This is a genomic window from Acinetobacter higginsii, from assembly GCF_000369525.1.
GTDB lineage: Bacteria > Pseudomonadota > Gammaproteobacteria > Pseudomonadales > Moraxellaceae > Acinetobacter > Acinetobacter higginsii.
This window is the reverse complement of the sequence record NZ_KB850076.1, coordinates 15,820-39,790: the sequence shown is the minus strand read 5'-3', so window position 1 is coordinate 39,790 and position 23,971 is coordinate 15,820. Positions and strand designations below refer to the sequence as shown.

Sequence of the window (23,971 nt, the reverse complement as noted above, 5' to 3'; positions counted from 1 at the left end):
ATGACTCAAAATCAAACACATTCATCACAACCACTGCTTGAGGTCAGTCAGCTCACCCGTGAATTTCCTGCGGGTGAAGGCACCGTACAGATTCTCAAAGGCATTGATTTAAAAATTTATGCAGGTGAGTTGGTTGCGATTGTCGGGCAATCGGGTTCGGGTAAATCCACCTTGATGAACATCTTGGGTTGTCTTGATAAGCCCAGCGCAGGAAGTTACAAGGTCAATGGTAGAGAAACACGCCAATTAGAACCAGATGAACTGGCACAATTACGCCGTGAATATTTTGGTTTTATTTTCCAGCGTTATCACTTATTGGGTGATCTCAGTGCTTCAGGTAACGTTGAGGTTCCTGCAATTTATGCGGGTGTAGACAGTCATCTTCGCCAAGAACGTTCTGCTGAACTACTATCCGAACTAGGGTTAGAAGAACGTTTGCATCATCGCCCAAGCCAGCTATCTGGTGGTCAGCAACAACGAGTGTCGATTGCACGTGCGTTGATGAATGGTGGTGATGTGATTCTTGCCGATGAACCCACAGGTGCATTGGATAAGAACAGTGGTGTCGAAGTAATGCGCATTTTGCGTGAGCTGAATGCCAAAGGCCATACCATTATTCTGGTCACCCATGATCTCAATGTCGCGAAAAATGCGACCCGAATTATTGAGATCAGCGACGGTAATATTATTTCCGACCACGCCAACACGCCTGAACATAATGACCCCGAACTGGAGCATCAAACCTTAGAGCGTAACCCGCAGAAGAAAACCTCTGCTTGGCGTTCGTTCTTCGACCGTCTTGGTGAAGCCTTCCGTATGGCATTGCTTGCCATGAATGCGCACCGCATGCGTACCTTTTTGACCATGCTCGGGATTATTATCGGTATTGCATCCGTGGTCTCCGTAGTGGCGCTAGGTAATGGCTCGCAGAAGCAAATTTTAGAAAATATTAGTAGTCTGGGCACCAATACCATTACCGTGTATCAAGGTCGTGGCTTTGGTGATAACTCACGGACCTCACAAGTCAAAACACTAGTCCCTGCCGATGCCGAAGCACTGGCAGAACAACCCTATGTCGATGGGGTTAGTCCTTCTGCCAATACCAGTTTAACCCTGCGTTATAAAGATACTGAGGCAGCGGCAACGGTAAATGGCGTCAGTTCTGATTTCTTCTATGTCCGTGGTATGACCTTTAAATCAGGACAGCCTTTCGATAAGGCAAGTGTGACTGAACGTGCCCAAGATGTGGTGATTGATACCAATACTGAAAAGACCTTCTTTGCAGATGGCACCAATCCTGTCGGTCAAGTATTACTGTTAGGTAGTGTTCCAAGTCGAATTATCGGCGTGATTGATGCCCAGCAAGGCTTTATGGGAAATTCAGACAGCCTGAATGTTTACCTGCCCTACTCGACGGTCATGAGCCGTATGCTGGGGCAATCCAATGTACGTAGCATCATCGTGCGTATCAAAGATGAATACCCAAGTAGCGCTGCTGAAAACGCGATTCTAACCTTGCTGGAACAACGTCACGGTGCTCAAGATGTGTTTACCCAAAACTCTGACAGTATTCGTGAAACCATTCAGCAAACCACTGCAACCATGACCCTGTTAATTTCTGCAATCGCTGTGATTTCTTTAGTCGTTGGCGGTATTGGGGTTATGAATATTATGCTGGTTTCTGTGACTGAACGAACCCAAGAGATTGGCGTACGTATGGCGGTTGGTGCTCGACAAAGTGATATTTTGCAGCAATTCCTGATTGAAGCAATTCTGGTCTGTTTACTAGGCGGTATCTTGGGTGTACTGCTCTCTTTAGGGATTGGACAAATCATCGGACACTTTGCCAAAGGCATCATTGAAATGAGTTATTCGACCACTTCAATTGTTGCAGCCTTTGTCTGCTCAAGCATGATTGGTATTGTATTTGGCTTCTTGCCAGCACGAAATGCGGCACAACTCGATCCAGTTGCTGCTTTAGCGAGAGAATAACCAGCAAAAATTGATCTCAGAAATAAGATACTCGGGAATGTCATCCGCAACCTGCGTGGTATCAACAAGATATTGTTTCTGCGAGAAGTTAGATAAATGAAAAAAATAGAACAGGTTTTGCGGATGACGATGGTTTTGCCTACTTTTCCCGAAATGAGAAACATCGTTTCGTAAGGTAGGTCGAGCCGAAGGCTTAAACTGGAAATGGATGAGAACTCGATAAGACACTGTCTCGATAATCATGCTCTTTCAAATTATTAAGGGAATGACGATCAATGTTATTCAAACAACATAAAATCGCACTTGCACTTTGTCTCAGCACATCCTTAGCTGGCTGTTCTGCTGTGGTTAAAACACCCTATAACGCACCAACTGTCCAAGTGCCACAGCAGTTCCAGTACGATGCACAGAAAAGTAAAAATGTGAATCTAACTGATCAATGGTGGACGCTATTTAACGATGCCCAATTGAATCAATTGGTCGATCAAGTGCTCGCTAAAAATAGTGACTTAAGTGTCGCAGGCATTACTCTGCAACAAGCCCGACTACAAGCAGGTCTGGCTGAAAATAAACAAGGGATTAGAACCAGTTCTAGCGTTTCCGCAGGTCATAATTATGATCTGCGTTCTGGCGATGGCTCTGGTCGTGGTTTATCGACTAGCGTTGGCGTTAGCTATGAACTCGATTTATTTGGCAAGCTTGCCAGTCAAACTGAAGCAAGCCGATGGGAAGCCTTAGCCTCTGAGCAAGATTTACAAGCGACTGCACAAAGCTTGGTTGGCACGACAGCAAAACTGTATTGGCAGTTGGGCTATCTGAATGAACGCTATCAAACTATTCAGCAGAATCTCACCTCAACTCAAAAAACCTACTCTTTGGTACAGTCGCAATATAAAGCAGGTGCAGTATCTGGTTTGGACCTCACCCAAGCTGAACAATCGGTACAAAGCCAAAAAGCCAGTCTCAGTCAGATTGAACAACAGCGTGTTGAAGCACGAACTGCGCTTGCAGTCCTGCTGCATGAACCAGTACAACAACTGAATATTCAAGAGCCTGCGCAGTTACCTCGCAATGCCCTACCGAATATCGCGGTCGGACTCCCTGCTGATATTTTATCGCGCCGCCCAGACCTACAAGCATCTGAGTTACGCTTGCGTAAGACCTTAGCAAATAAAGATGCGACTAAAGCCAGCTATTACCCTTCAATCAATTTGACTGGGAATGTTGGTTCTTCAAGCACGTCTTTGACTCAACTGTTAAAGAATCCAGCTTTGACACTCGGTGCAAGTCTCAGCCTACCCTTTCTTCAATATAATGATATGAAAAAAGATATTGCGATCAGTGATCTTGAGTATGAAAAAGCTATTACTCAATACCGTCAAACGCTGTATCAAGCTTTTGCCGATGTTGAAAATGCGCTATCTAATCGCACTCAACTCAATCAGCAAGTGCAGTTGCAGCAACGTAATGTCGAGCTGGCAGATAAGACAGAACGTTTAACCGAAGTGCGTTATCGCAATGGTGCGATTGCATTAAAGAACTTATTGGATGCGCAGGAAACCACACGTAATGCACGACTCAGCTTGGTGGAAACCAAGCAGAATCAATACAATGCCTATGTGACCTTAATGCAAGCCATGGGTGGAAGTCCTGTTAAAGAGTAATCCCATCTAAACGTGTAAAGCCGATATTTTAAATACTCAATATCGGCTTTATATTCTTCATAAGCGTTCTAATTGCTGTATCGCTTTTTCAAAACCTTGAGATGCGGCTTGCTGATAATAGCTTTTCGCCTTTTCTTGGTCTGCTAAAACCCCACGACCATAGTAATAAAGATTGCCAAGATTAAAACTACTGTCGATATTGCCTTTCTTATTTGCTTGCTCGAATAAGGTAAAAGCTTCTGAATAATTCTGCTCTACTCCATATCCATTTTCATACATTTCTCCCATATTATTGATTGCAGAAGCATCCCCTTTTTGCATTGCTTGTATGAACCAATAACAGGCTTGTTCATAATCCTGAGTTACACCACGCCCTAAAGCATAGAATGCCCCTAGATTATTTTGTGCTTCGATCACACCAGCATGCGCTGCTTTTTGATACCAGAAAAATGCTTTGTCATCATTTTGATGAACATCTACGCCTTCTGCATAAAGTGTTGCGAGTCGATATTGTGATGAAGGATGATTGAATTGCGCGGCTCTTTCAAAATAGTCCAGTGCTTTATGGATATCTTTGTCAAAAACTTTTCCTTCAATATATACCAACCCCAATAAATTCAGTATCGATTGTTGAGAAATATCAGAACTTTGGAACTGTTCTAAATCAAGCAATGTTTTCTGAATATATCCTTGTGCTTTTTGGATATTCTCGGGGCTAGGCTCAAGTTCAACCAAACATACTGCATAGCCAACAGAACCAGCCAAGCTACTTAACTCAGCACTTTGCTGTAAATAAGGGAACGCCTTATGTGCATTTGGTTGAATGCTTTGACAACCATATAAATATAATAAACCTAAGTTATCTATAACTTGCTGATGACCTTCTGTGTCAAGCATGCTCTCCCATAATACAATTGCACGTTGAACATTTTCCCTATCCAAGTCATTTTCCATTAGCAATGCACTACCTAGATCAATTGTGGCTTGTATATGCCCTTGATCAACAGCCTTTTGTAGCCAATGCTGAGCTTGCGAAAAATCAACAGAGGTTCCTAAGCCATACATATACAACATACCTAGATTTGCAATTGCCTCAAGGTTATTACTTTCAGCTGCACGCTTGATCCAATAAAATGCTTGTTCAAAATTTTGGTTTGTGCCATGCCCCGTAAAATAACAACAGATTCCAACTAATCGCTGTGCATCTACATGTCCATTCTCGGCTAATGCCAACCATTTAATAAACGCCCTAACCTGATTTTTAGTAACGCCCAACCCGACGTAAAAAGCCCACGCCAACTGATTTTCAGCATCTACATTACCTAGATCAGCTGCTTTTTGATACAACTGAAAAGCGTATTGGTTGTCTTGAACAACATCTTCTCCGAGCTCATACAATCGAGCAATTTGAAACATCGCTTCATGACATTCTTCATTTAATTCCAACGCTTTATGAAAATATTCCAAGGCAAGTTTAGGATTTCTCTCAGCGACTAAACCATCCAGTGACATCGTACCCATTAACACATTCGACAAGGGAAAAATTTCAGCGACCTCAGACCAGAGTTCATAAGCTTTTTTATAATCTTGTGGCACGCCATCACCATCAAAATAGGCAAATGCGCTGTGATAAATTTGATAATTCTGCGTTAGAGCCTGTAACGATTCCTCGGTATATTCAATATCAGCATCTATAAGTTGTTGTCGAAGTTCATGTTCCAAACTTGATTGAGTATTTTGTTTTCGCTTTTCTGATTTTTCAATTCGGTCTACTCCCCAATAAATCATAATTGCAACAACAAAAACGACGATTAACCAAAACATTATTCCCCCTAAGTATTAATAATTATTCATTTTATTCCACCTAAATATTACATTATCAGAAACTTAGAACAATAACATTTCATCTAATTTATTTTCATTCTAAAGCTATTTAAATAGGTAGCATGAGATATTAAATTAAAATTAAACAATCCCCAATGAAATTGACTTCCCTATATAATTTAAATGCAACAATGGTTTAACAGTATAGAAAAACATAATAAATGAGTTCAAAAGATGAGTTATAGTTTTAGAATTCTACTATGTTGCTAAAAAACAAAGCCGCTATAAAAGCGGCTTTTTTAAATAAATTAGAGCAATCTAATTATTCATCATCCATCATGCTTTGGCTCATACCAACCGTATTAAAGCCACCATCAACATACATGATTTCACCCGTAATACCCGAAGCCCACGGCGAGCAAAGGAATAATGCTGCGTTGCCCACTTCTTCAATCGTCACATTACGTTTTAGTGGTGCAATCTTTTCATTGGCATCTAACATTTTACGGAAAGACTTGATGCCTGAAGCTGCCAAAGTACGGATTGGACCCGCAGAAATTGCATTGACACGAATACCATCTACACCCAAGCTTGATGCTAAATAACGAACACCCGCTTCAAGTGATGCTTTTGCCATCCCCATCACGTTATAGTTCGGCATCACACGCTCAGAACCTTGATAAGTCAAAGTCAACAAACAACCTTGGCGCGCTTGTAATAATGGCTTCGCTGCACGAGCCATCGCGATAAAGCTATAGGCACTAATGTCATGCGCAATTTTAAAACCTTCACGATCCGTTACATCAGTAAAGTCACCATCAAGCGTATGTGCAGGTGCAAAACCGATTGAATGTACCACACCGTCTAAACCATCCCAGTGTTTTGCCAATTCAACAAAAGCATTGTCAATTTCTGCGTCAACAGCAACATCACAAGGAAAAACCAGTGTTGAACCAAACTGTGCTGCAAAATCATCGACACGTTTTTTCAGCTTTTCATTTGGATAAGTAAACGCAAGCTCCGCACCTTCACGGTGTAATGCAGAAGCAATACCGAAAGCAATCGATAATTTACTTGCAATACCGGCAATTAAAAAACGTTTACCAGCTAAAAGTCCTTGTGACATCTTATTCTCACTCGAAAAATTTTCACCACATGATGCCAATAATCAGCGCATTGCGGAATTGCATAAACCATCTTTTTTACAATCTTGCATAAAAAAATCGCCTTCACTTGAAGACGATTTGTATTTTTACTTGAATCAGAACTTAATCATCACCGCGTAACAAACTCAATAAACGCAAGAATGAATAATACATCCACACCAAAGTTGCCAATAAGGCGATGGCACAGATCCATTCAAATGCTTTTGGTGCGCGTTGTGCAGCCGCATTTTCAATCAAGTCAAAGTCCAAGATTAGATTTAATGAAGCAATCACCGCAACAAAGGCAGCAAAGCCAATACCCAACCAGTTGCTTTCAAAGATATAAGGAATACTTGAACCAAAAGCCAAACGTAAAATGATTTGCACCACAAATACCAAAGCAATCGCAATCGAGGCAGAAATCACAACCGCTTTAAACTTTTCAGTGGCACGAATCACTTGGAATTTATATAAGGCAAATAAAACCAATGTGGTCACGAAAGTCGCAAGTAATGCTTGTAAAGGAACACCTGGATATTTCAACTGGAAAATAAACGATACTCCACCTAAAAATGCCCCTTCAAATAAAGCATAAGGAATCGCTAAAGCAGGTGCAGTATTGGATTTAAATGTGGTAATCAAGGCAAGGATTAAACCACCGACTGCGCCAATAATTGTTGCAGCATAGGCAATCGAAAGATTTGCTGTCATCGCACAGTAGAAAAATAAGGCCATGCCTAAAACAGCTGCAATCACCGTCAACAGGACGGATTTTTGAATCGCACCCTGAATGGTCATTGGCTCAGCCAAATCTTGATAGGTTTCTACCCGTGTTAAAATAGGGTTAGTACTTTGCATGTACGCTCTCTTTTTTATAGTTTGCAATTAAACATCGAGTTTAAGCGATTTTTTGAGCAAGCCCAAATTTTTTCACGCATTAAAAAAGGAGCCTCAGCTCCTTTTATGTATTACCCAATAATCGATTACTTATCGTTATTCATGATAAAAAAGTATTCGCGGTAGTATTTCAATTCTGCAATCGAATCACGGATGTCATCCATCGCCAAGTGAGATGCATTTTTCTTTAAACCACTCATAATTTCAGGTCTCCAGCGTTTCGCTAACTCTTTCACCGAAGACACATCTAAATTACGATAATGGAAGAATTGTTCCAATTCAGGCATCAAACGATGCAAGAAACGGCGATCTTGGCAAATCGAGTTACCACACATTGGTGATGATTTTGGACTCACCCATTTCTTTAAGAACTCAAGGGTTTGCTGTTCAGCATCTTGAGCCTTAAGTTTACTACGGCGTACCCGCTCAATCAGACCCGACTGGCCATGTTGCTTGGTATTCCACTCATCCATCGCATTTAGAATCAAATCAGATTGATGTACCGCTAAAACAGGTCCTTCAGCCAAGATATTCAAATGGTCATCTGTAATAATTGTTGCAATTTCAATAATCTTGTCGTTATCGGTATCAAGACCTGTCATTTCCAGATCGATCCAAATTAATCGTGTATCAGGGGTGCTACTCATGGATGGCGATTCTAAAGTGCTTAAAAACATCAATAGTAGCAAATTAATTACATCTTGGCTGTAATTCTATAGTGGCTTCGTGCTATTTTTGCGGTCTTCAAAGTGTGGATTTTTTGGGATATGAATGGCTTTAATTCGTAAGCGTCGTTTAACCGAACAACAGCAGCGTCGTATTGAGAAACAGCATAAATCACGTCAAGACGACATTGACACATCGCAAGATCTGGATGGACTGGTTGTTCAGCATTATGGTCGTCAACTCGAAGTACAAGCTTTATCTGTGCCTGAACAGCACCCTGAAAAACCACAAGTGGCTGAAGGTGAGCCAGAACCGTTCTGGAAACCGATTGAACTCGACAGTGTTTGGCGTTGTCATACCCGTACCAACCTAGAACTTTTGGTCACAGGCGATCGAGTTAAATGGCAGGCTGATCCAATTACGGGCTTGGGCATTATCACGGCGATTTATCCAAGACAATCTTTACTGACTCGCCCCGACCGTTATCACAAAGTGAAACCCGTCGCAGCCAATATCAGTTTAATTGTGATTGTATTTGCACCTTTACCAGAACCAGCGCCAACATTAATTGACCGTTATCTGGTGGCCTGTGCCGATGCCAATATTCCAGCATTACTGGTGCTGAATAAATCCGACTTACTCACTGAAAATGACCCGATTCTCACCTTGCTCAGTGAATATGAATCTTTAGGCTATGAAACCTTGATTTGTCATTCGCAAGGTGATTTATCTGAGCTTTCAAATCGCATTGACAATGAAACCGTTGCCTTCGTTGGACAATCAGGTGTCGGAAAAAGCTCACTGATTAATACCATCGTTCCCGATGCAGCACAGAAAACCAATATCATTTCTGAGAACTCAGCACTGGGTCAGCACACAACAACATCGACACGTTTGATTAAATTTGGAACAAACGGTGCGTTGATTGATTCCCCAGGAATCCGTGAATTTGGGCTGTGGCATCTCAGTTTAGAAAAGGTTCGTACCGGTTTTCCAGAGATTGAAGCGCATTTAGGGCTATGCCAGTTCCGTAACTGCACCCATACCCATGAGAAAAATTGTGCGCTGAAACAAGCGGTTGATGCTGGCGAAATTTTGCCGCGCCGTTTAGACAGCTATTTACGTTTACTGGATGAAATTCAGGAAGCACAGCAAAAAAGTTAATTTTCTTCGCTGCTTGCCCTTGAACTAAAGATTTTGATCACCATTGAGATAAGTTATACTCAGGGTCAATTTTGATTTTAACTTTAGGTGACTTGTGGAACGCTGGTTAGAGTTTATGGGGAATCACCCCTTCTTATTTGGTACGCTCGGCGTGTTAATCGTGTTGTTCTTTATTTTAGAAGGGCAACGCAATGGTCGTAAAATTTCACCACAATCTCTAGGTATTTTGGTCAAGGCAAAAAATGCCATCTTGATCGACTTACGTGATGGAAAAGATTTCCGTGATGGACACATCAGTGGCAGTCGTAACATTCCATACAGCCAGATTACAAGTCATATCGATGAATTAAAAGCAAGTGATCGTCCACTGGTCTTCATTTGTAACTTAGGTCAGGTTGCAGGCTCAGCATTGCAGAAAGTTGGTCATACCGACAGCTACCGCTTAGACGGCGGTATTAGCAACTGGAAAGCTCAAGGCTTACCTTTAGTGAAAAGCAAAACCAAAGCTTAAGGAGAGATAAAATGACTACGCAAAACGTCACCATTTATTCAACGCTTTCTTGCCCATATTGCGTACGCGCAAAACAATTACTTGAGCGTAAAGGCGTTGCTTATAAAGAAATTAATCTTTCTAATGAAGCACCAGAAGTTCGTCTTGAGTTAATGCAACGTACCAATCACCGTACTGTGCCTCAAATTTTTATCAAAGACCAATTTATTGGCGGTTTTGATCAACTTTATGCTTTAGAGCGTGAAGGGAAACTCGACCAATTATTAGCTTAACAACATCTAAATCCAAGATTTAAGGAAAAACAATGAGCGAAGAACAAGTTCAACCACAACTCGCGTTAGAACGTATCTATACCAAAGACATTTCTTTTGAAGTTCCAGGTGCACAAGTTTTTACCAAGCAATGGCAACCTGAACTGAACATCAATTTATCTTCTGCAGCAGAAAAAATTGATCCAACTCACTATGAAGTGTCTTTAAAAGTTGTGGTTCAAGCAAACAACGAAAATGAAACTGCGTTCATCGTTGATGTAACTCAATCAGGGATTTTCTTGGTTGATGGTGTAGAAGAAGATCGCCTCCCATACATCTTAGGTGCTTACTGCCCAAATATCTTGTTCCCGTTCTTACGTGAAGCAGTGAATGATTTAGTGACTAAAGGTAGCTTCCCGCAATTGCTGCTTACACCAATCAACTTTGATGCTGAATTTGAAGCAAACATGCAACGCCTACAAGCGGATGCAGATGCGCAAGGTCAAGCATAAGGCTTTAGCCGTGAATCAAAAAAACCACAGCAACTGCTGTGGTTTTTTTATCATAATAAAAAAGATCCGAATAAAACGAGAATAAACCATGACCACAACACTTTATCCGCTATGCCAACAGGTCTTTCCTGAACTAACACAGGTTCCTCATCCTGCTCATGCACACGATTTTCATCAATTTATCAATTGGGCCAACACCTTACATTCCAACATTCAATATGTTGAGTTAAAAGAATACTATGACAATGACACCGACAAGTGCTATCAACTACAACAAGCCCAAGTCGATATTGAACAACTGAATAATCGTATTGAAGCTGAGGTTGAACAAATCTTTGCTGAATATGCAGAGAGCGCCCCAGAACAGCAGAATGAAATTGATTTTGCTGAACATATCTATGCGATTTTATTTGACAATATCTATGCGGTTGCAGAACAACATGGTCTGGCCTTGCTGCTGATCTCGAATGAAAATCCTTATTGGATGCTGGTTCCCGACCAAACTGAGCAGATTAATGGCTTGATTGAGGCTTTTAATGCAACGTTTTCAGATGTTGAGCTCTATCACTATGTTTAATATTGAGTAGCCTTATTCCACAATGGTTCTAAAGGTCAGATTCACCCGTGCCGTACTGACTTTTTTGGTCGGTGGTAAACGATGCAGCCAATAGGTCTGCGTGGTGTCTTTCATCACCAATAAGCTACCATGTTCTAAATAAAGTTCGACTTTTTCTTTGCTCTGCTTATGTTTAAATGCGAATTTACGCTCGGCACCAAAACTAAATGAGGCAATCGCGCCATCTTTTTTTAAATCCGTTTCACCATCGCTATGCCACGCCATCCCCTCTTCACCGCTATGGTAAAGATTGAGCAAACAAGAGTTGAATGTCTCCCTCGTTAAACTTTCGGCCAGTTGTTTTAACTCCAGTAATTCCTGTGTCCACGGCAAAGCATATTTATTCATATTGGAATAGGTATATTCAAAGCGTCGATCTCCATACCACGCTACTTTACGTTTAGTCGTCAATAACTTTCCAAAGATCAGTGCCTGATCATTTTCCCATGCAATGGTCTGCATCAGTTGATCAAAATAATGATCTGCCGCTGCGGTCTGCACCACTTTGCCGTAGTACTGTACCGTGCCGTCATAAGGCAAATGATTCTGACTTGGATCAGCTTCAATATCAAATAGTTGCATCTTTCCACTTCTTATAGGCTTGCTGCATACAATGTCCACATGGTCGGAAACCTTGTGCAATTGCTTCTTGCTCATCGACAAAAAATACCCGATTGTTTTTCAGCATGCGCTTCCCTGAAGCACAGGTCAAACGGCCATAAATTTTAAGCTGTGCATTGCCTGCAAATACAATCTGGTGCTGTTTCAGTTTCTGATGTAACTCGGTCTGCGTTAACTCATAATGTCTCCACATCAGACTAACTCACCGCATCATGGAAAATGATGCCTAAGCTATAGCGCTCCCCTTGGTGAATTGGGCTGACACCATGCTTCATCTGCACCCGATAATAGCCTTGACTGCCTTTTTCAGGTTTAAATTGGGTGGTGAAAATCAGCAGATCACCCTGCTGTGGTTGCATCACCATAGCTTTGGATTGCGCTCTAGGAATTTGTTGGGTAAAAACCAATTCTCCGCCACTAAAATCCACATTCGGCTGACTCAATACAATCACTAGCTGTATCGGGAAATACACCTCACCATATAAGTCCTGATGAAGCGTATTAAAGCCGCCTTGTCCATATTTCAAAATCAGTGGTGTTGCCAACGTTTGTCCCTGTTGATGGCACTGCTGTAGAAATTCAGGATGAAAGGATGGAAAGGAGTGTTCTAACTTCAGCACCCGAAACCATGCATTGGCAATTGGTACCAAATAGGGATAGATCTCATGCCGTATCCGCTCAATCAGATTCGGCAATGGGTAGGTAAAATATTTATATTCACCTCGACCAAAACGATAACGCTGCATTTCTACGGTCTTACGATACAGTTCGGTTTGCGGATATGCCTGTTTCAGCATTTCACATAGCTCGGTCGATAGAACCTGCTCAATCAGGGCAAAGCCCTGTTGGTGCATTTGCTCAGTAATATCATCCCAATCCGCTGTTTGAATCTTATCAATCACGGTTTGGATTTGTGTCAATTCAGATGGCTGCATGAGTTTGCACACCTTCCCAACCGATCAATGCTGTTTTACGCAATGTTCCCCACTCATAGCCACCAAAAGCCCCTGTAGACTGAATCACCCGATGACACGGGATCAGAAATGCTACAGGATTACTGCCAATGGCTGTGCCGACCGCTCGTGCGGCTTTGGGATGTTCAATCGCCTTTGCCAACTCACCATAGGTAGAGAGCTGCCCCATCGGAATCTTGAGCAGACTTTGCCATACTTTAAGCTGAAACTCGGTGCCTTTTAAATGCAGTTTAATCTCTGCCAATTGTGGTTGCTCTTTTTGAAACAAGGCTAACGCACTTTGTTGAAATGCATCGATCTGTTCAATAATCACGGCCTGAGGAAATTGTGCTGTTAACTGCTGCAAAGCATCAGCCTGATTGTCCACAAAACTCAGCGCACAAATGCCTTTATGTGTAGATGCAATCAGCACTTCACCAAACAAGGTCTCTGCGAATTGATAATGAATCGTCAGGCTCTGTCCACCATGTTTATATTCGGCCGGGGTCATACCTTCAATCTGAATAAATAGATCGTGCAATCGACTGGTACTGGACAGTCCTGTGGCAAAGGTTGCATCAAAAATACTGCCCTGCTCTTGTTTTAAAATTTTCTTGGCATGTTCAACACTAATATATTGCAAAAACTTTTTCGGACTGGTGCCGACCCACTCAGTAAATAAGCGCTGAAAATGTGCTGGACTTAAATGAATATGTGCAGCGACCTCATCCAATTGTGGCTGTTGCTGAAAGTTCTGTTGAATATAGTCAATCGCTTGAGCAATACGCTCATAATTACGTTGTTGTGAGGACATATCATCACCTCTCATCATTCATGTTTTCACTGTAGCAACTTTGCCATTCCATGAAAATCTGAATCATGCTCAGTCTCACCTTTGTCTTTCTATCCACTCCAAGATCAATAAAAAAGCCGTACTTCTTGGAAGTACAGCTCTATCATGTCGATGAACGACCTTTATCGCTTAATGGGTGTAATATTTATGCCCTTGGTCACGTAATTCAGCAATCTTTTTGCCTTGCTTTTTGGCGTCATCCAGCTTGCCCGCTTGAACCAGCAATTTGGCTTTATCAATTTCTACAATAATTTGGTCAAATAAAGCGGTAGAGGCTGGCACTTTTTCAGTGGTATTCGGCGCCAATTTATACTGTTTTGAATGAGTCGCAGCAGCACGCATATTATCCAAAGCTGTGGTTGCAGCCTGTGGCGTTGCAGCTTGGTTAAACGCTTTATAATTCTTGCCCAGCGTTTTCATGTCATCTTCTAAACCCGCAGCCATTGCCGTATGGCTAAATGCAAACGCGGATAACATCACAACGGTGGCTAAAGTTTTTTTAATCATTCGGATATCCTATCAAAAACTGTGGCTATGCTTAATTTATTGACGCAAAACATCGTGCTTTGACTTTAGAGCATCAATGGCAATTGCTGATTTAGCATACATAAAAAATGCAACGAAATCGTTGCATTTTGATAAAAAAGATCGCGTTCAGGCTTTATAGGCGACGGCGTAAAGCATCGGCAATCGACTCAACCAACTGCTGCGAAATCTCTTGTTTTGATGCCTTTTCCAACTCACGCTTTTTCATATGATAAGACTGGGCAAAAAACACGGTCATCGCATTTTCGTCTGAGGCAAAACCGATATCTGGACGTGACACATCATTGCAGGCAATCATGTCCAATTTTTTCGCCACTAACTTACCAGCAGCGTATTCTTCAACATTTTGCGTTTCAGCAGCAAAGCCAACCATGAATGGACGTTGTTCCTGCTGTGCAATGGTCGCTACGATATCCGGATTTTTGACCAAAGCCACCGCAAGCTCATCACCGGCTTTCTTAATCTTATGCTCAGCCACTTGTGCCACACGATAATCCGCCACTGCTGCCGTTGCGATAAAGATGTCACAACCATCTTTCAGTTGGTTCATGCTGACATCAAGCATCTGCATCGCAGAACTGACATTCATACGTTGCACACCATTCGGCGTATCCAAACTGACAGGTCCTGCCACCAAGGTGACTTTTGCCCCTGCTGCATAACAAGCTGCTGCCAAGGCAAAACCCATTTTGCCAGTACTATGGTTGGAAATATAACGTACAGGGTCAATCGCTTCACGCGTTGGTCCAGCGGTAATGGTGACGCGCTTGCCTGCCAACAAACCAAATTTTTCGGCCAAGGCACGTTGTGCCTTATGGAAATAGGCAGCAACTTGACGCGCTAAATCTTCGGGCTCAGGCATACGACCTAAACCGACATCACCACAGGCTTGCTCGCCTGCATCTGGCATGATCACATGAACGCCATCTTCGACCAAGGTTTGCAAATTGCGTTGTGTGGCTTTTGCTGCCCACATTTGCTGATTCATAGCTGGTGCAACCCAAACAGGTGCTTTGGTTGCCAGATATAAAGTGCTGAGCAGATCATCTGCCAAGCCATTGGCAAATTTTGCAATCGTGTCACAGCTGGCAGGTGCCACCAGAACCAAATCGGCCCAACGTGCCAATTCGATATGTCCCATGCCTGCTTCGGCTTCAGGATCAAGCAATTCGGTATGCACAGGATTGCCTGAAAGTGCTTGAAAAGTGAGTGGGGTAATAAATGCTTGTGCGCCATGGGTCATGACCACACGGACATCAAAACCGAAATCTTTTAAACGGCGCACCAAGATGGCACTTTTATAGGCAGCAATACCACCTGTAACCGCTAATATAATGTTTTTATGGGGAATAACACTTAGATCGAAGCTCACAAACAGGATACCTTACTGTTGCAGTGGCGCTCACAATAGCATTAAATAAGTCGATACCCAAGTAGCACCCTCAACATTTCAGCACTGACGATAATCGAAAATCGTGCTGACATGATGCAATCTAAAAGCAAAAGACGTGCAATTATCTTTGCCCGTTAAAAAAATAATCACAATAAAATCAAAAGGAAATTAACGATTGAATCAATCTATTAAAACTTGGCCCGAGCAAGAGCGCCCAAGAGAACGACTTTTGTCCCAAGGTCCGCAAAGCTTATCCGATGCTGAACTGTTGGCGATTTTTCTGCGTTCAGGCTCAAAACAGCACTCTGCGGTGGAATTGGCGCGTATTTTGATTCAACATTTTGGCGGACTTAATTTGATATTTGATGCCAATTTTGAAGATTTATCACAATTTAATGGCATAGCCTCCACCAAATATGCGCAGCTGATGGCGGTAAAAGAATTAGGACGTCGTTATCTGAATAATCATTTCCAGCAACAACGGCTTTGTCTGGATACGTCAACCCTGGTGCTCGACTATTTACGCTATGAACTGCAAGGTGAAAAACAGGAAGTTTTTGCGGTGCTGTGCTTAGATGCCGAACTCAGAAAATTGCATTTTAAAAAGCTGTTCTTTGGCTCCCTTCATTCCTGCACGGTTTCACTGAATCAAACCCTACGCTATGCCCTGCAACAACAGGCCTGCCAAATCGTGGTGGCACACAATCATCCTTATGGCACTGCTCAACCATCGACCGAAGATATTTATCTAACCCAACAGCTCAAACAAGCCTGTAAACTGCTGGAAATTCACTTGATCGATCATTTTATTATTTCGCCAGAAGGCTATTTTTCATTTTCTGAACAACAACTACTCAACCCTATTAAAACCAAGCAATCTCGCCTTGACAAAGCTTAAATCAAACAGGAATATCAAGACATAAAATTAATGATTCAAATAACATGATTGTCCGTGACCAGCCGAGTATTTTTAAAGTTTTATTCTCATGGCGAGGGACAATTTTACCCAAAATTTTGCCCTCTCTCGGTTTCGTGATGCTGATCTCTGCCATCATTGGCGGGGTCGAGTATGTCAATCTATATCGTTTCCCGGAAATTCCATTAGTCGGCTTCACGTTGATTGGTGTGGTACTGTCCATTTTCTTGGGATTCAAGAATACCGCTTGTTATGACCGCTGGTGGGAAGCGCGTAAACTCTGGGGCGTGTTGATTGCCACGGCACGCCATTTTGACCGTGATTGCCGCGTGCTGACTCAAGCACGTCGTGAACGTATCATTCAAAATGTGATTGTATTTGCCAATGTGCTGCGCGATCGCCTGCGTCATCAAACCGCCAATCCAACCGAGCTGACTGAAACCAGTGGTCTGAGCCAACAAGCCTTGACCCAACTCTATCAGCAGCATAATGCGCCGCAGTACACCTTGAGTCTAATTCAATGGGAACTGTTACAGGCCATGAAAGAAGGCGAAATCTCGGATATTATTTATACCCAGATGAACCGCCATGTGGCCGCGTTAAGTGAAATGCAAACTGGCTGTGACCGGATCGCGAATACCCCAATTCCATTCGCCTATTCGGTTTTACTAAATCGTACTGTGTATTTCTTCTGCTTTATGCTGCCATTCAGTCTTGGCTCTTTATTGGGCTTGGTGACACCGCTATTGGTCGGTATTTTGGCCTATACCTTTTTAGGTCTGGATGCTTTAAGCACTGAAATAGAAGAGCCTTTCGGCACACAAAGCAATGACTTACCGCTGGATGCGATGGTCCGTTCAATTGAAATTGAATTATTGGGAACTTTAGGTCGACCAACCCCACCGCCAATTCAGGCGCATGACCATAACCTACTCTAATTTCAATGCCCTCCAATGAGGGCATTTTTATGCGGCTTAACATCAGTTAAATAAATTGGGACGGGACGATAGACTTAAAGCGTTCGGTAAACTGTCCATTCCAATAAGGATAATAAGGATAAGGCGGATAGACCGCACTGACCTGATTTAAACGTTCAATCTGTTCAATCGATAACTGAATATCTTTGGCAACAAGATTATCTTGCAGTTGAGTTTGATTACGCGCACCAATCAATACACTGGATACCGTTGGGCGCTGTAATAACCAATTTAAGGCAATTTGCGGAATCGTATAGCCAGTTTCTGCTGCAATCTGTTTGAGCACATCAATCACAGCATAGAGATGTGCTTCATTCACTGGCGGCGCAAATTGCGCGGTATCATGTAAGCGACTCTGTGCTGGAATCGGATTCTCCCGATCAAATTTACCCGTCAATCTGCCCCAGCCTAGAGGGCTCCATACCACCGCACCAATCTGCTGGTCATCATTTAAGGGCATCAGCTCCCATTCATAATCACGACCGATCAATGAGTAATAGACCTGATTCACCACAAACTTTTCATAGCCATATTGTTCAGCAATTGCTTGGGCTTTCATCAGTTGCCAGCCTGCAAAATTTGAAGCGCCGATATAACGGACTTTACCACTACGCACTAACTCATCTAAAGTTTTCATTAGCTGAGGTAATGCGGTGAAGCTATCGAACTGATGCAGCTGTAATACATCAATATAATCCGTTCCCAATCGAGTTAATGACTGTTCAACTGCGGACAATAAATAATGCCGACTAAATCCTGCATCATTGAGATGTTCTGAGCTACGAATACCGATTTTGGTCGAAATAATAGTATGCTGCCGTTCTGATGCAAGTGCCTTACCCAACATTCGTTCAGACTCTCCATCTGAATAAACATCTGCTGTATCAAAGTAATTAATGCCCGCATCTAAAGCAGCGCGAATCATCTGATTGGCTTCAGTCTGACTGGCTTGTCCCCAAGCAGCAAAGATTTGTCCTTGCCCACCTAGAGTCCCTGCACCAAATCCCAACTCTGACACTTTTAAACCCGAGTTTCCTAAAAAATGATATTTCATGATCTGTCTCTTCAAGCTGTGATTGCTTCAGTACAAAAATAGCGCTAGGGATCTATTGGAAAAACCACGATAATCAAAAAATACTTTTCTGATTTTACTGATAATGAATACCGAAGATTTTCAGTTTTTTATTCGAGTGGCTGACTTAGGCTCAATCAGTAAAGCCGCTCAGGACGCCAATATTTCGGTGTCAGTTGCCAGTCAAAAATTACAGCGCTTAGAACAAAACCTACAATTGCGCTTGTTTCATCGCACCACGCGGAAACTGACTTTAACCGAGGAAGGCCGTGCTTTACTTGAACATGGTCGGCATTGGATTGCTGATTTTATTCACTTGCAAGAATCATTAAGGCTTAAAGATCAGCCGCTCACAGGTACACTTCGAATTAGCACCTCAGCCACTTTTGGTACTCAGGTGTTAATGCCTGTGATTGCCACATTTTCCCACTTACATCCTGAGCTGAAGATTTACTTAGATTTAAATGATCAAAACATCGACCTGATTCAGCAAGGTATGGACTTGGCCATTCGCATTGGCCAGTTAAAAAGTTCCAGCTTGGTTGCCAAACGCTTGAGTACCAATCAACGTTTACTCTGTGCTTCACCTAGCTATCTGGAAAAATATGGTCAGCCCCATAGCTTGGAAGAGCTCAAATTACATCGCTGTATCTTGCAACAGCATGGTCAGGGTCTGACCGATCACTGGCATTTGATCAATGCAGAAGGTCAGGTTGAACAGGTTCATGTCGAGGGATATTTTGCAACCAACTCCGGTGAAGGCGTTCGGCAAGCGGCCTTAGCAGGTCTTGGCATTTCCAATCATTCGATCTGGCATGTGGCTGAAGATCTCGCTTCAGGAAGATTAGTACAAGTTCTACCTGACTATCCTGTTGAAACAACGGCAATTTATGCAGTATTTCCTCATCGAGAGCTGATCGCGCCTAAAGTTCAACGCTTTTTGGATTATTTAATCGATTACTTTGAGCAGCGTGAATAATAAAACTTTAGTACGTCAGACTAATTTTCACCTTGCAATATTGATTATGACATTCCTGCAAAACCATGAAACATCCATTGCGCACCCCATGCAAGCAGCATGAAAAAAACAAGGATAAGGCAAAGTTCTAATTTTTTCATATCACCGATGGTTTAAAGCTTTCCCAAATCCCTTTCTGCCCCTCTTTAAGACGTGGTGTCTGTCCCAATTTAATCCACGGCATATTCTCGCCATGAAAATCACTGCCGATCGAAACAGCTAAATCAAACTGTTGAATCATACGATCGACCATTTGACGTGTCGAAGCAGGTTCAATACTTGGTGGTAGTTCCACTGCATCGCCACCCGACTCGGCAAATAATTCAATCAAATAACGGATATTGGTGGCAGACAGGTCATATCGTGTCGGATGTGCAAGTACGGCGAATCCCTGACTGGCATGAATCACATCAATGGTTTCTTTTAAACCCATTCCCTCAAATTTCACAAAGGCTTTTTTACCTTCTTTCAGAAAACGGTCAAAAGCCTGCTGTGGGCGACTGACAATATTCTTTTCGACTAAAGCTTTGGCAATATGGGTTCGAGTGACACGATCTGCTTCCCCATCCACTTGGGCAATCACATCAGGATAGATATCAAAATCGATACATTTTTCTAAGAGCTGACAAATCACTTTTGCCCGTTCGGCACGGACTTTTTTCTGTTGCTCCAGCATCGCCTTGATCGGCGCTTCATCTTGCATATTCAGGGCAACAATATGTACACCATAACTCTTCTTGGTATTTGGTCGAGACCATTGACTAGAAATTTCAACCCCAGAAATGATGTGAATATCATGTGCTTGTGCATAGTCTTGCGCACGCAACAAACCATCCATAGTGTCATGATCTGTAACGGCTAAGGTATGTATTTTTAAATCAACAGCAGCCTGTACCAGTTGCTCAGGAGAGAAGGTACCATCGGAAATGAGTGTATGTGTGTGTAAATCGACACCGAACATGGTTTGTATTATGCTATCTGACCTATTTCATCATCGTACTGTAACATGAAAGCGTTGCTCGACTATCTTCCAATTATTATCTTCTTTTATTTCTATAAAACCACTGATCCTAAAGATAGTCATCATCCTTTGCTACAGTTGGTGGGTAGCTCTGGAAATCTCGATCAAAATCACATCCTTGTTGCAACATGTGCGCTACTCATTTCGACCTTAGTGGTTTATGGCTGCTTGTTCTTTTTCCAAAAATTTAAATTGGAAAAAATGCAGTGGTTTATTGTCGTCATGTCGGTCGTTTTTGGTGGAATCACCCTGATCTTTAGTGATGTGACCTATATTAAAATGAAGGCGATCATCATCAATATCGGTATCGGATTAGGCTTTCTGGTTACGCCACTATTCAATAAAGAACGTATGCCAATTATCCAAAAACTTTTAGGCTCGTTGTTAGAGCTCAGCCCTAAAGGTTGGTTAAAGTTGAACTGGGCGTGGTGTGGTCAATTCTTTTTACTTGCGGCTTTGCATTTCTTCTTTGGTTTTGTCTATATGCAAGGAAAATATTGGGGCGAATTCACTGCTTTTGGCGATATTATCGTTTCTATCAGTTACCTAGCTGCTATACTCTTTTTCTTACGAAAGCATTTTAAAACCACTGAATAGATTTTAAATCATCGAGCTACTGCCATGCCATATTTTGTGCTGACTTGTACTGATCGCGAAGGTACTTTGGAAAAACGTTTAGCCACCCGCCCACAACATATTGAACGTCTACAAAAGTTAGATGATGAAGGACGTTTAATTGCGGCAGGTGCGCATCCGAAAGATCCAAATGATCCACAAGCTGGTTTTTTTGGCAGTACCATCATTGTCGAGTTTGATAGTCGTGAATCCTTAGATGCTTGGATTCAGGAAGAGCCATTTTTAAAAGAAGGGATTTACTCAAATATTGACGTAAAACCTTTCAACAAAGCTTTTCCAAAAGGGTAAATCATGCAAGTTGTCTTAAAAAGCGTATTGGCTTTATGTTTATTTAGTTCTACTGCATGGGCAGTTGAGCCAGCAACACCTGCGGCTCCAGCAGCTAACACAACTCCAGTGCAACCCAATGCCACAACTGCTGCGCCAACCAATGCAACCACCGCAGTAGCCAAACCTTTGACCGCTGAACAAATTGCCAAAGCCAAACAGCAGCAAGATGCAAAAGTCAAAGCCATGATTCAAGATCAAGCCAGCCGCTTGAAACAACTGGAACATGCCAATTTAGAAGCACTTTCGCAGAACCAAGAATTACAGTTAAAAAATGACAACCTGACCGTACAAGTTCAAGTATTACAAAGTGAACGCAGTGCGCAAATGTTTTTATATGGCGCAATGACCATTGCTGTGGGCGTCATTCTCGGCTTCTTAATTGCCAGTTATGTTCACACTAAACGTCGTCGTCAGTGGTAAATCCCAACATTTTATTTATGTCTCAATCTGCAAAATTACAAACAGCCGAATTAGACTGGGAACTGGTCGATGGTATCGAAGTTCCCATTTCTAAACAATTTGGCGATGTCTACTTTTCCAAAGATAACGGTTTACTTGAAACACGCCATGTGTTTTTAAATGGTAATGACCTAACTGAACGCCTATCAGAACTAAAAGATTTTCAATACTTTTGTGTTGGCGAAACAGGTTTTGGTACGGGCTTAAACATTCTGACCCTGTGGCAACTTTGGCAGCAGGTTCGTCCAGATAATCACAGTCACTTACATGCCATCAGTGTTGAAAAATTCCCATTGAATAAAGCGGATCTAATCCGCGCACTGAATGTCTGGCCTGAACTTAAGCCACTTGCAGAACAGCTGATTCAACAATATCCCCTGCCTATCGCAGGCTGCCACCGCTTAAGTTTTCCTGAAGAACGTTTTAGTATTGATTTATGGTTGGGTGATGCTCAGGATATTTTTCCAAGTATCCCAAAGACTCAAGCCGTGAATGCATGGTTTCTCGATGGTTTTGCTCCATCATGCAATCCAGATATGTGGCAGGAAAATGTACTCAATCACATGGTACGTTTATCTGAGTTTGGAACGACCTTTGCGTCCTTTAGTGTTGCTGGTGTGCTGAAACGTGGACTGAAACAGCATGGTGTGCACATTAGCCGCCCACGAGGTTTTGGTCATAAACGTGAAATGTTAAAAGCTATTTGGTTAGATACGTCATTCGAAACATCCACTCTGGCTGATTCAGAACCAAACCGTACAAGCTCACAAGCTACATTGAAAACGATACAACGCCAGATCGCCATTATTGGCGCTGGAATCGCAGGTTTAAGCACAGCATGGGCATTTGCTCAACGTGGTCATCAAGTCACGATCTACGAGCAAAATGAGCCTCTCTCCGGGGCATCAGGCAATCCCCTTGCGCTACTCAATCCCAAGCTGTGTCCAATTGAACAAGCACATGAACATTTGATGACCCTAAGCTGGCAACATGCATTGAATTTTTATCCTAGATTCAAAGCATTTAGATCCATTCAAGTCCAACAAATGGCTTTAAAAAATGCGGATGAATTACTCAGCTTAGCGGAACAGTATCCTTCGGGCGTGTTATCCACTCAAGATCAGCAGGATGCAATACCTGAAACTGATTATCCAAGCTTGACGCTACATCAGGCTGGTGCTGTTTCTCCACAGCAACTGCGTGATGAAATTCTGCAGCATCCGAATATCAAAATCGAAAAGGCAAAAATTTCTCGCTTAAATAGCGCAGACAACCAAACAAAGCTTTGGCAAGATCAACAGCTCATCACAACAGCCGATGATGTGATTGTGTGTTGTGCCAAACAAAGTGCTGAGCTGTTTGAAAACTACCCCGTGTTAAAACCAATTCGTGGACAAGTCAGCTGGGTTGAGAATCGCGAACAAGCTTTAGCTCTAGATCAAGCCTATAGTTATGGCGGTTATTGTATGCAACTGGATGCCGCTCAATTGATTCTAGGTGCATCTTTTTATCCCAATCGAGACGATGTTGAAGTTTTAGCAGAAGATCATGTGCATAACTACGAACTTATCCACAGTGTCTTCCCTGAATATGCGCAACAGCTTCCATCCACTGAAACATGGCAAGGCCGTGCATCTGTGCGTGCACAAAGTCTGGATTACTTTCCTCTAGTTGGAAAAATGCAAAATCACCAGCAAATCTATACTTTTGCAGGTTTAGGTTCAAAGGGATTCTTGTTTGCGCCGTTGTGTAGCGAAGTATTAGCGGCTTTAGTACTCGGAGAACTTTGTCCAATTCCACAATCATTATTGGATAAACTCAATCCACAGCGTTTTCAAAAGAAGATTAAAGCAAAGAAACCGTATTATTCTGGTTAAATATCTTTTAATTTTAGAATAACTGACATCTAAAATTTTGAATTGGCCAAAATACAG

Annotated in this window: 26 protein-coding genes; 14 read left to right on the top strand and 12 right to left on the bottom strand. The window is 42.3% G+C overall.

Going from position 1 to position 23,971, the window contains the following annotated elements; all coding sequences use genetic code 11:
- Together F902_RS20690 and F902_RS20685 are read left to right on the top strand one after the other, a co-directional pair.
- A complete protein-coding gene (locus F902_RS20690) occupies positions 1-1,992 on the top strand; it encodes a MacB family efflux pump subunit (protein WP_005206812.1) in 1,992 nt (663 codons plus the stop codon).
- 275 nt (positions 1,993-2,267) lie between these two features.
- Complete coding sequence (locus tag F902_RS20685) at positions 2,268-3,656, top strand: efflux transporter outer membrane subunit (protein WP_005206811.1); 1,389 nt, start codon at positions 2,268-2,270, stop codon at positions 3,654-3,656.
- A 57-nt stretch (positions 3,657-3,713) separates the two neighbouring features.
- Here the strand turns inward: F902_RS20685 and F902_RS20680 are convergent, their stop codons facing one another.
- From F902_RS20680 to orn, 4 genes are all read right to left on the bottom strand, one after another.
- Positions 3,714-5,480 (bottom strand): tetratricopeptide repeat protein, encoded by a 1,767-nt coding sequence (locus F902_RS20680; protein WP_005206810.1) that lies wholly within the window; start codon positions 5,478-5,480, stop codon positions 3,714-3,716.
- Between the two features lie 322 nt (positions 5,481-5,802).
- Positions 5,803-6,606, bottom strand: coding sequence for an enoyl-ACP reductase FabI (locus tag F902_RS20675; RefSeq protein WP_005184938.1), 804 nt, complete (start codon positions 6,604-6,606; stop codon positions 5,803-5,805).
- A gap of 142 nt (positions 6,607-6,748) precedes the next feature.
- Positions 6,749-7,483 (bottom strand): Bax inhibitor-1/YccA family protein, encoded by a 735-nt coding sequence (locus F902_RS20670; protein WP_004804311.1) that lies wholly within the window; start codon positions 7,481-7,483, stop codon positions 6,749-6,751.
- A gap of 125 nt (positions 7,484-7,608) precedes the next feature.
- The gene (gene orn, locus F902_RS20665) at positions 7,609-8,169 is read right to left on the bottom strand and encodes an oligoribonuclease (RefSeq protein ID WP_005184949.1); all 561 of its coding nucleotides are present in this window, start codon (positions 8,167-8,169) and stop codon (positions 7,609-7,611) included.
- A 124-nt stretch (positions 8,170-8,293) separates the two neighbouring features.
- Here orn and rsgA point away from each other — a divergent pair, with 124 nt between their 5' ends.
- The 5 genes from rsgA (at position 8,294) to F902_RS20640 (ending at position 11,203) form a co-directional block, all read left to right on the top strand.
- Entirely contained in the window at positions 8,294-9,352 is a 1,059-nt protein-coding gene (gene rsgA, locus F902_RS20660) for a ribosome small subunit-dependent GTPase A (protein WP_004804309.1), read from the top strand.
- A 94-nt stretch (positions 9,353-9,446) separates the two neighbouring features.
- Entirely contained in the window at positions 9,447-9,863 is a 417-nt protein-coding gene (locus F902_RS20655; protein ID WP_005206809.1) for a rhodanese-like domain-containing protein, read from the top strand.
- 11 nt (positions 9,864-9,874) lie between these two features.
- Positions 9,875-10,135 (top strand): glutaredoxin 3, encoded by a 261-nt coding sequence (grxC, locus tag F902_RS20650; RefSeq protein WP_004804307.1) that lies wholly within the window; start codon positions 9,875-9,877, stop codon positions 10,133-10,135.
- Positions 10,136-10,167: 32 nt separating this feature from the next.
- Positions 10,168-10,626, top strand: a complete 459-nt coding sequence (gene secB, locus F902_RS20645; RefSeq protein ID WP_004655889.1) for a protein-export chaperone SecB — start codon at positions 10,168-10,170, stop codon at positions 10,624-10,626.
- Between the two features lie 88 nt (positions 10,627-10,714).
- Positions 10,715-11,203, top strand: coding sequence for a hypothetical protein (locus tag F902_RS20640; protein WP_005206808.1), 489 nt, complete (start codon positions 10,715-10,717; stop codon positions 11,201-11,203).
- A 12-nt stretch (positions 11,204-11,215) separates the two neighbouring features.
- On the opposite strand, the gene F902_RS20635 is transcribed toward F902_RS20640, so the two are convergent.
- The 6 genes from F902_RS20635 to coaBC form a co-directional block, all read right to left on the bottom strand.
- Positions 11,216-11,824 (bottom strand): alpha-ketoglutarate-dependent dioxygenase AlkB family protein, encoded by a 609-nt coding sequence (locus F902_RS20635; protein WP_005206807.1) that lies wholly within the window; start codon positions 11,822-11,824, stop codon positions 11,216-11,218.
- Positions 11,811-12,056 carry an Ada metal-binding domain-containing protein gene (locus tag F902_RS20630; protein ID WP_005206806.1) on the bottom strand — a complete coding sequence of 82 codons (246 nt, stop codon included), beginning with the start codon at positions 12,054-12,056 and terminating at the stop codon, positions 11,811-11,813. The genes F902_RS20635 and F902_RS20630 overlap by 14 nt, the downstream gene beginning before the upstream one ends.
- A gap of 4 nt (positions 12,057-12,060) precedes the next feature.
- Complete coding sequence (locus F902_RS20625) at positions 12,061-12,798, bottom strand: 2OG-Fe(II) oxygenase (RefSeq protein WP_005206805.1); 738 nt, start codon at positions 12,796-12,798, stop codon at positions 12,061-12,063.
- Positions 12,785-13,630: a methylated-DNA--[protein]-cysteine S-methyltransferase gene (locus F902_RS20620; RefSeq protein ID WP_005206804.1), complete on the bottom strand. Its 846-nt coding sequence runs from the start codon at positions 13,628-13,630 to the stop codon at positions 12,785-12,787. Before F902_RS20620 ends, F902_RS20625 begins: the two co-directional genes overlap by 14 nt.
- Before the next feature lie 168 nt (positions 13,631-13,798).
- Positions 13,799-14,176 carry a cytochrome b562 gene (locus F902_RS20615; protein WP_005206803.1) on the bottom strand — a complete coding sequence of 126 codons (378 nt, stop codon included), beginning with the start codon at positions 14,174-14,176 and terminating at the stop codon, positions 13,799-13,801.
- A 154-nt stretch (positions 14,177-14,330) separates the two neighbouring features.
- Positions 14,331-15,587 (bottom strand): bifunctional phosphopantothenoylcysteine decarboxylase/phosphopantothenate--cysteine ligase CoaBC, encoded by a 1,257-nt coding sequence (coaBC, locus tag F902_RS20610; protein ID WP_005206802.1) that lies wholly within the window; start codon positions 15,585-15,587, stop codon positions 14,331-14,333.
- Between the two features lie 196 nt (positions 15,588-15,783).
- On the opposite strand from coaBC, the gene radC reads away from it, so the two are divergent.
- Together radC and F902_RS20600 are read left to right on the top strand one after the other, a co-directional pair.
- Positions 15,784-16,506 (top strand): RadC family protein, encoded by a 723-nt coding sequence (radC, locus tag F902_RS20605; RefSeq protein ID WP_005206800.1) that lies wholly within the window; start codon positions 15,784-15,786, stop codon positions 16,504-16,506.
- A gap of 44 nt (positions 16,507-16,550) precedes the next feature.
- Positions 16,551-17,462, top strand: coding sequence for a bestrophin family protein (locus tag F902_RS20600; protein ID WP_004655906.1), 912 nt, complete (start codon positions 16,551-16,553; stop codon positions 17,460-17,462).
- A gap of 46 nt (positions 17,463-17,508) precedes the next feature.
- On the opposite strand, the gene F902_RS20595 is transcribed toward F902_RS20600, so the two are convergent.
- Positions 17,509-18,555: an aldo/keto reductase gene (locus tag F902_RS20595; protein WP_005206799.1), complete on the bottom strand. Its 1,047-nt coding sequence runs from the start codon at positions 18,553-18,555 to the stop codon at positions 17,509-17,511.
- Between the two features lie 103 nt (positions 18,556-18,658).
- Between F902_RS20595 and F902_RS20590 the strand changes: the two genes are divergently transcribed.
- Positions 18,659-19,552, top strand: a complete 894-nt coding sequence (locus F902_RS20590; RefSeq protein ID WP_005206797.1) for a LysR family transcriptional regulator — start codon at positions 18,659-18,661, stop codon at positions 19,550-19,552.
- A 136-nt stretch (positions 19,553-19,688) separates the two neighbouring features.
- Here F902_RS20590 and F902_RS20585 read toward each other — a convergent pair whose 3' ends face one another.
- Positions 19,689-20,552 carry a PHP domain-containing protein gene (locus F902_RS20585; protein ID WP_005206796.1) on the bottom strand — a complete coding sequence of 288 codons (864 nt, stop codon included), beginning with the start codon at positions 20,550-20,552 and terminating at the stop codon, positions 19,689-19,691.
- Between the two features lie 45 nt (positions 20,553-20,597).
- Here F902_RS20585 and F902_RS20580 point away from each other — a divergent pair, with 45 nt between their 5' ends.
- Genes F902_RS20580 through mnmC form a run of 4 tightly spaced genes read left to right on the top strand, consistent with a single transcriptional unit; the run spans position 20,598 to position 23,914 of the window.
- On the top strand, positions 20,598-21,209 hold the full coding sequence (locus F902_RS20580) for a septation protein IspZ (RefSeq protein ID WP_004804291.1): 612 nt from the start codon (positions 20,598-20,600) through the stop codon (positions 21,207-21,209).
- 24 nt (positions 21,210-21,233) lie between these two features.
- Positions 21,234-21,536 (top strand): YciI family protein, encoded by a 303-nt coding sequence (locus tag F902_RS20575; protein ID WP_005206794.1) that lies wholly within the window; start codon positions 21,234-21,236, stop codon positions 21,534-21,536.
- Positions 21,537-21,539: 3 nt separating this feature from the next.
- The gene (locus tag F902_RS20570; RefSeq protein WP_005206793.1) at positions 21,540-21,998 is read left to right on the top strand and encodes an SH3 domain-containing protein; all 459 of its coding nucleotides are present in this window, start codon (positions 21,540-21,542) and stop codon (positions 21,996-21,998) included.
- Between the two features lie 17 nt (positions 21,999-22,015).
- Entirely contained in the window at positions 22,016-23,914 is a 1,899-nt protein-coding gene (gene mnmC, locus F902_RS20565; RefSeq protein WP_005206792.1) for a bifunctional tRNA (5-methylaminomethyl-2-thiouridine)(34)-methyltransferase MnmC2/FAD-dependent 5-carboxymethylaminomethyl-2-thiouridine(34) oxidoreductase MnmC1, read from the top strand.
- Positions 23,915-23,971 lie beyond the last annotated feature (57 nt).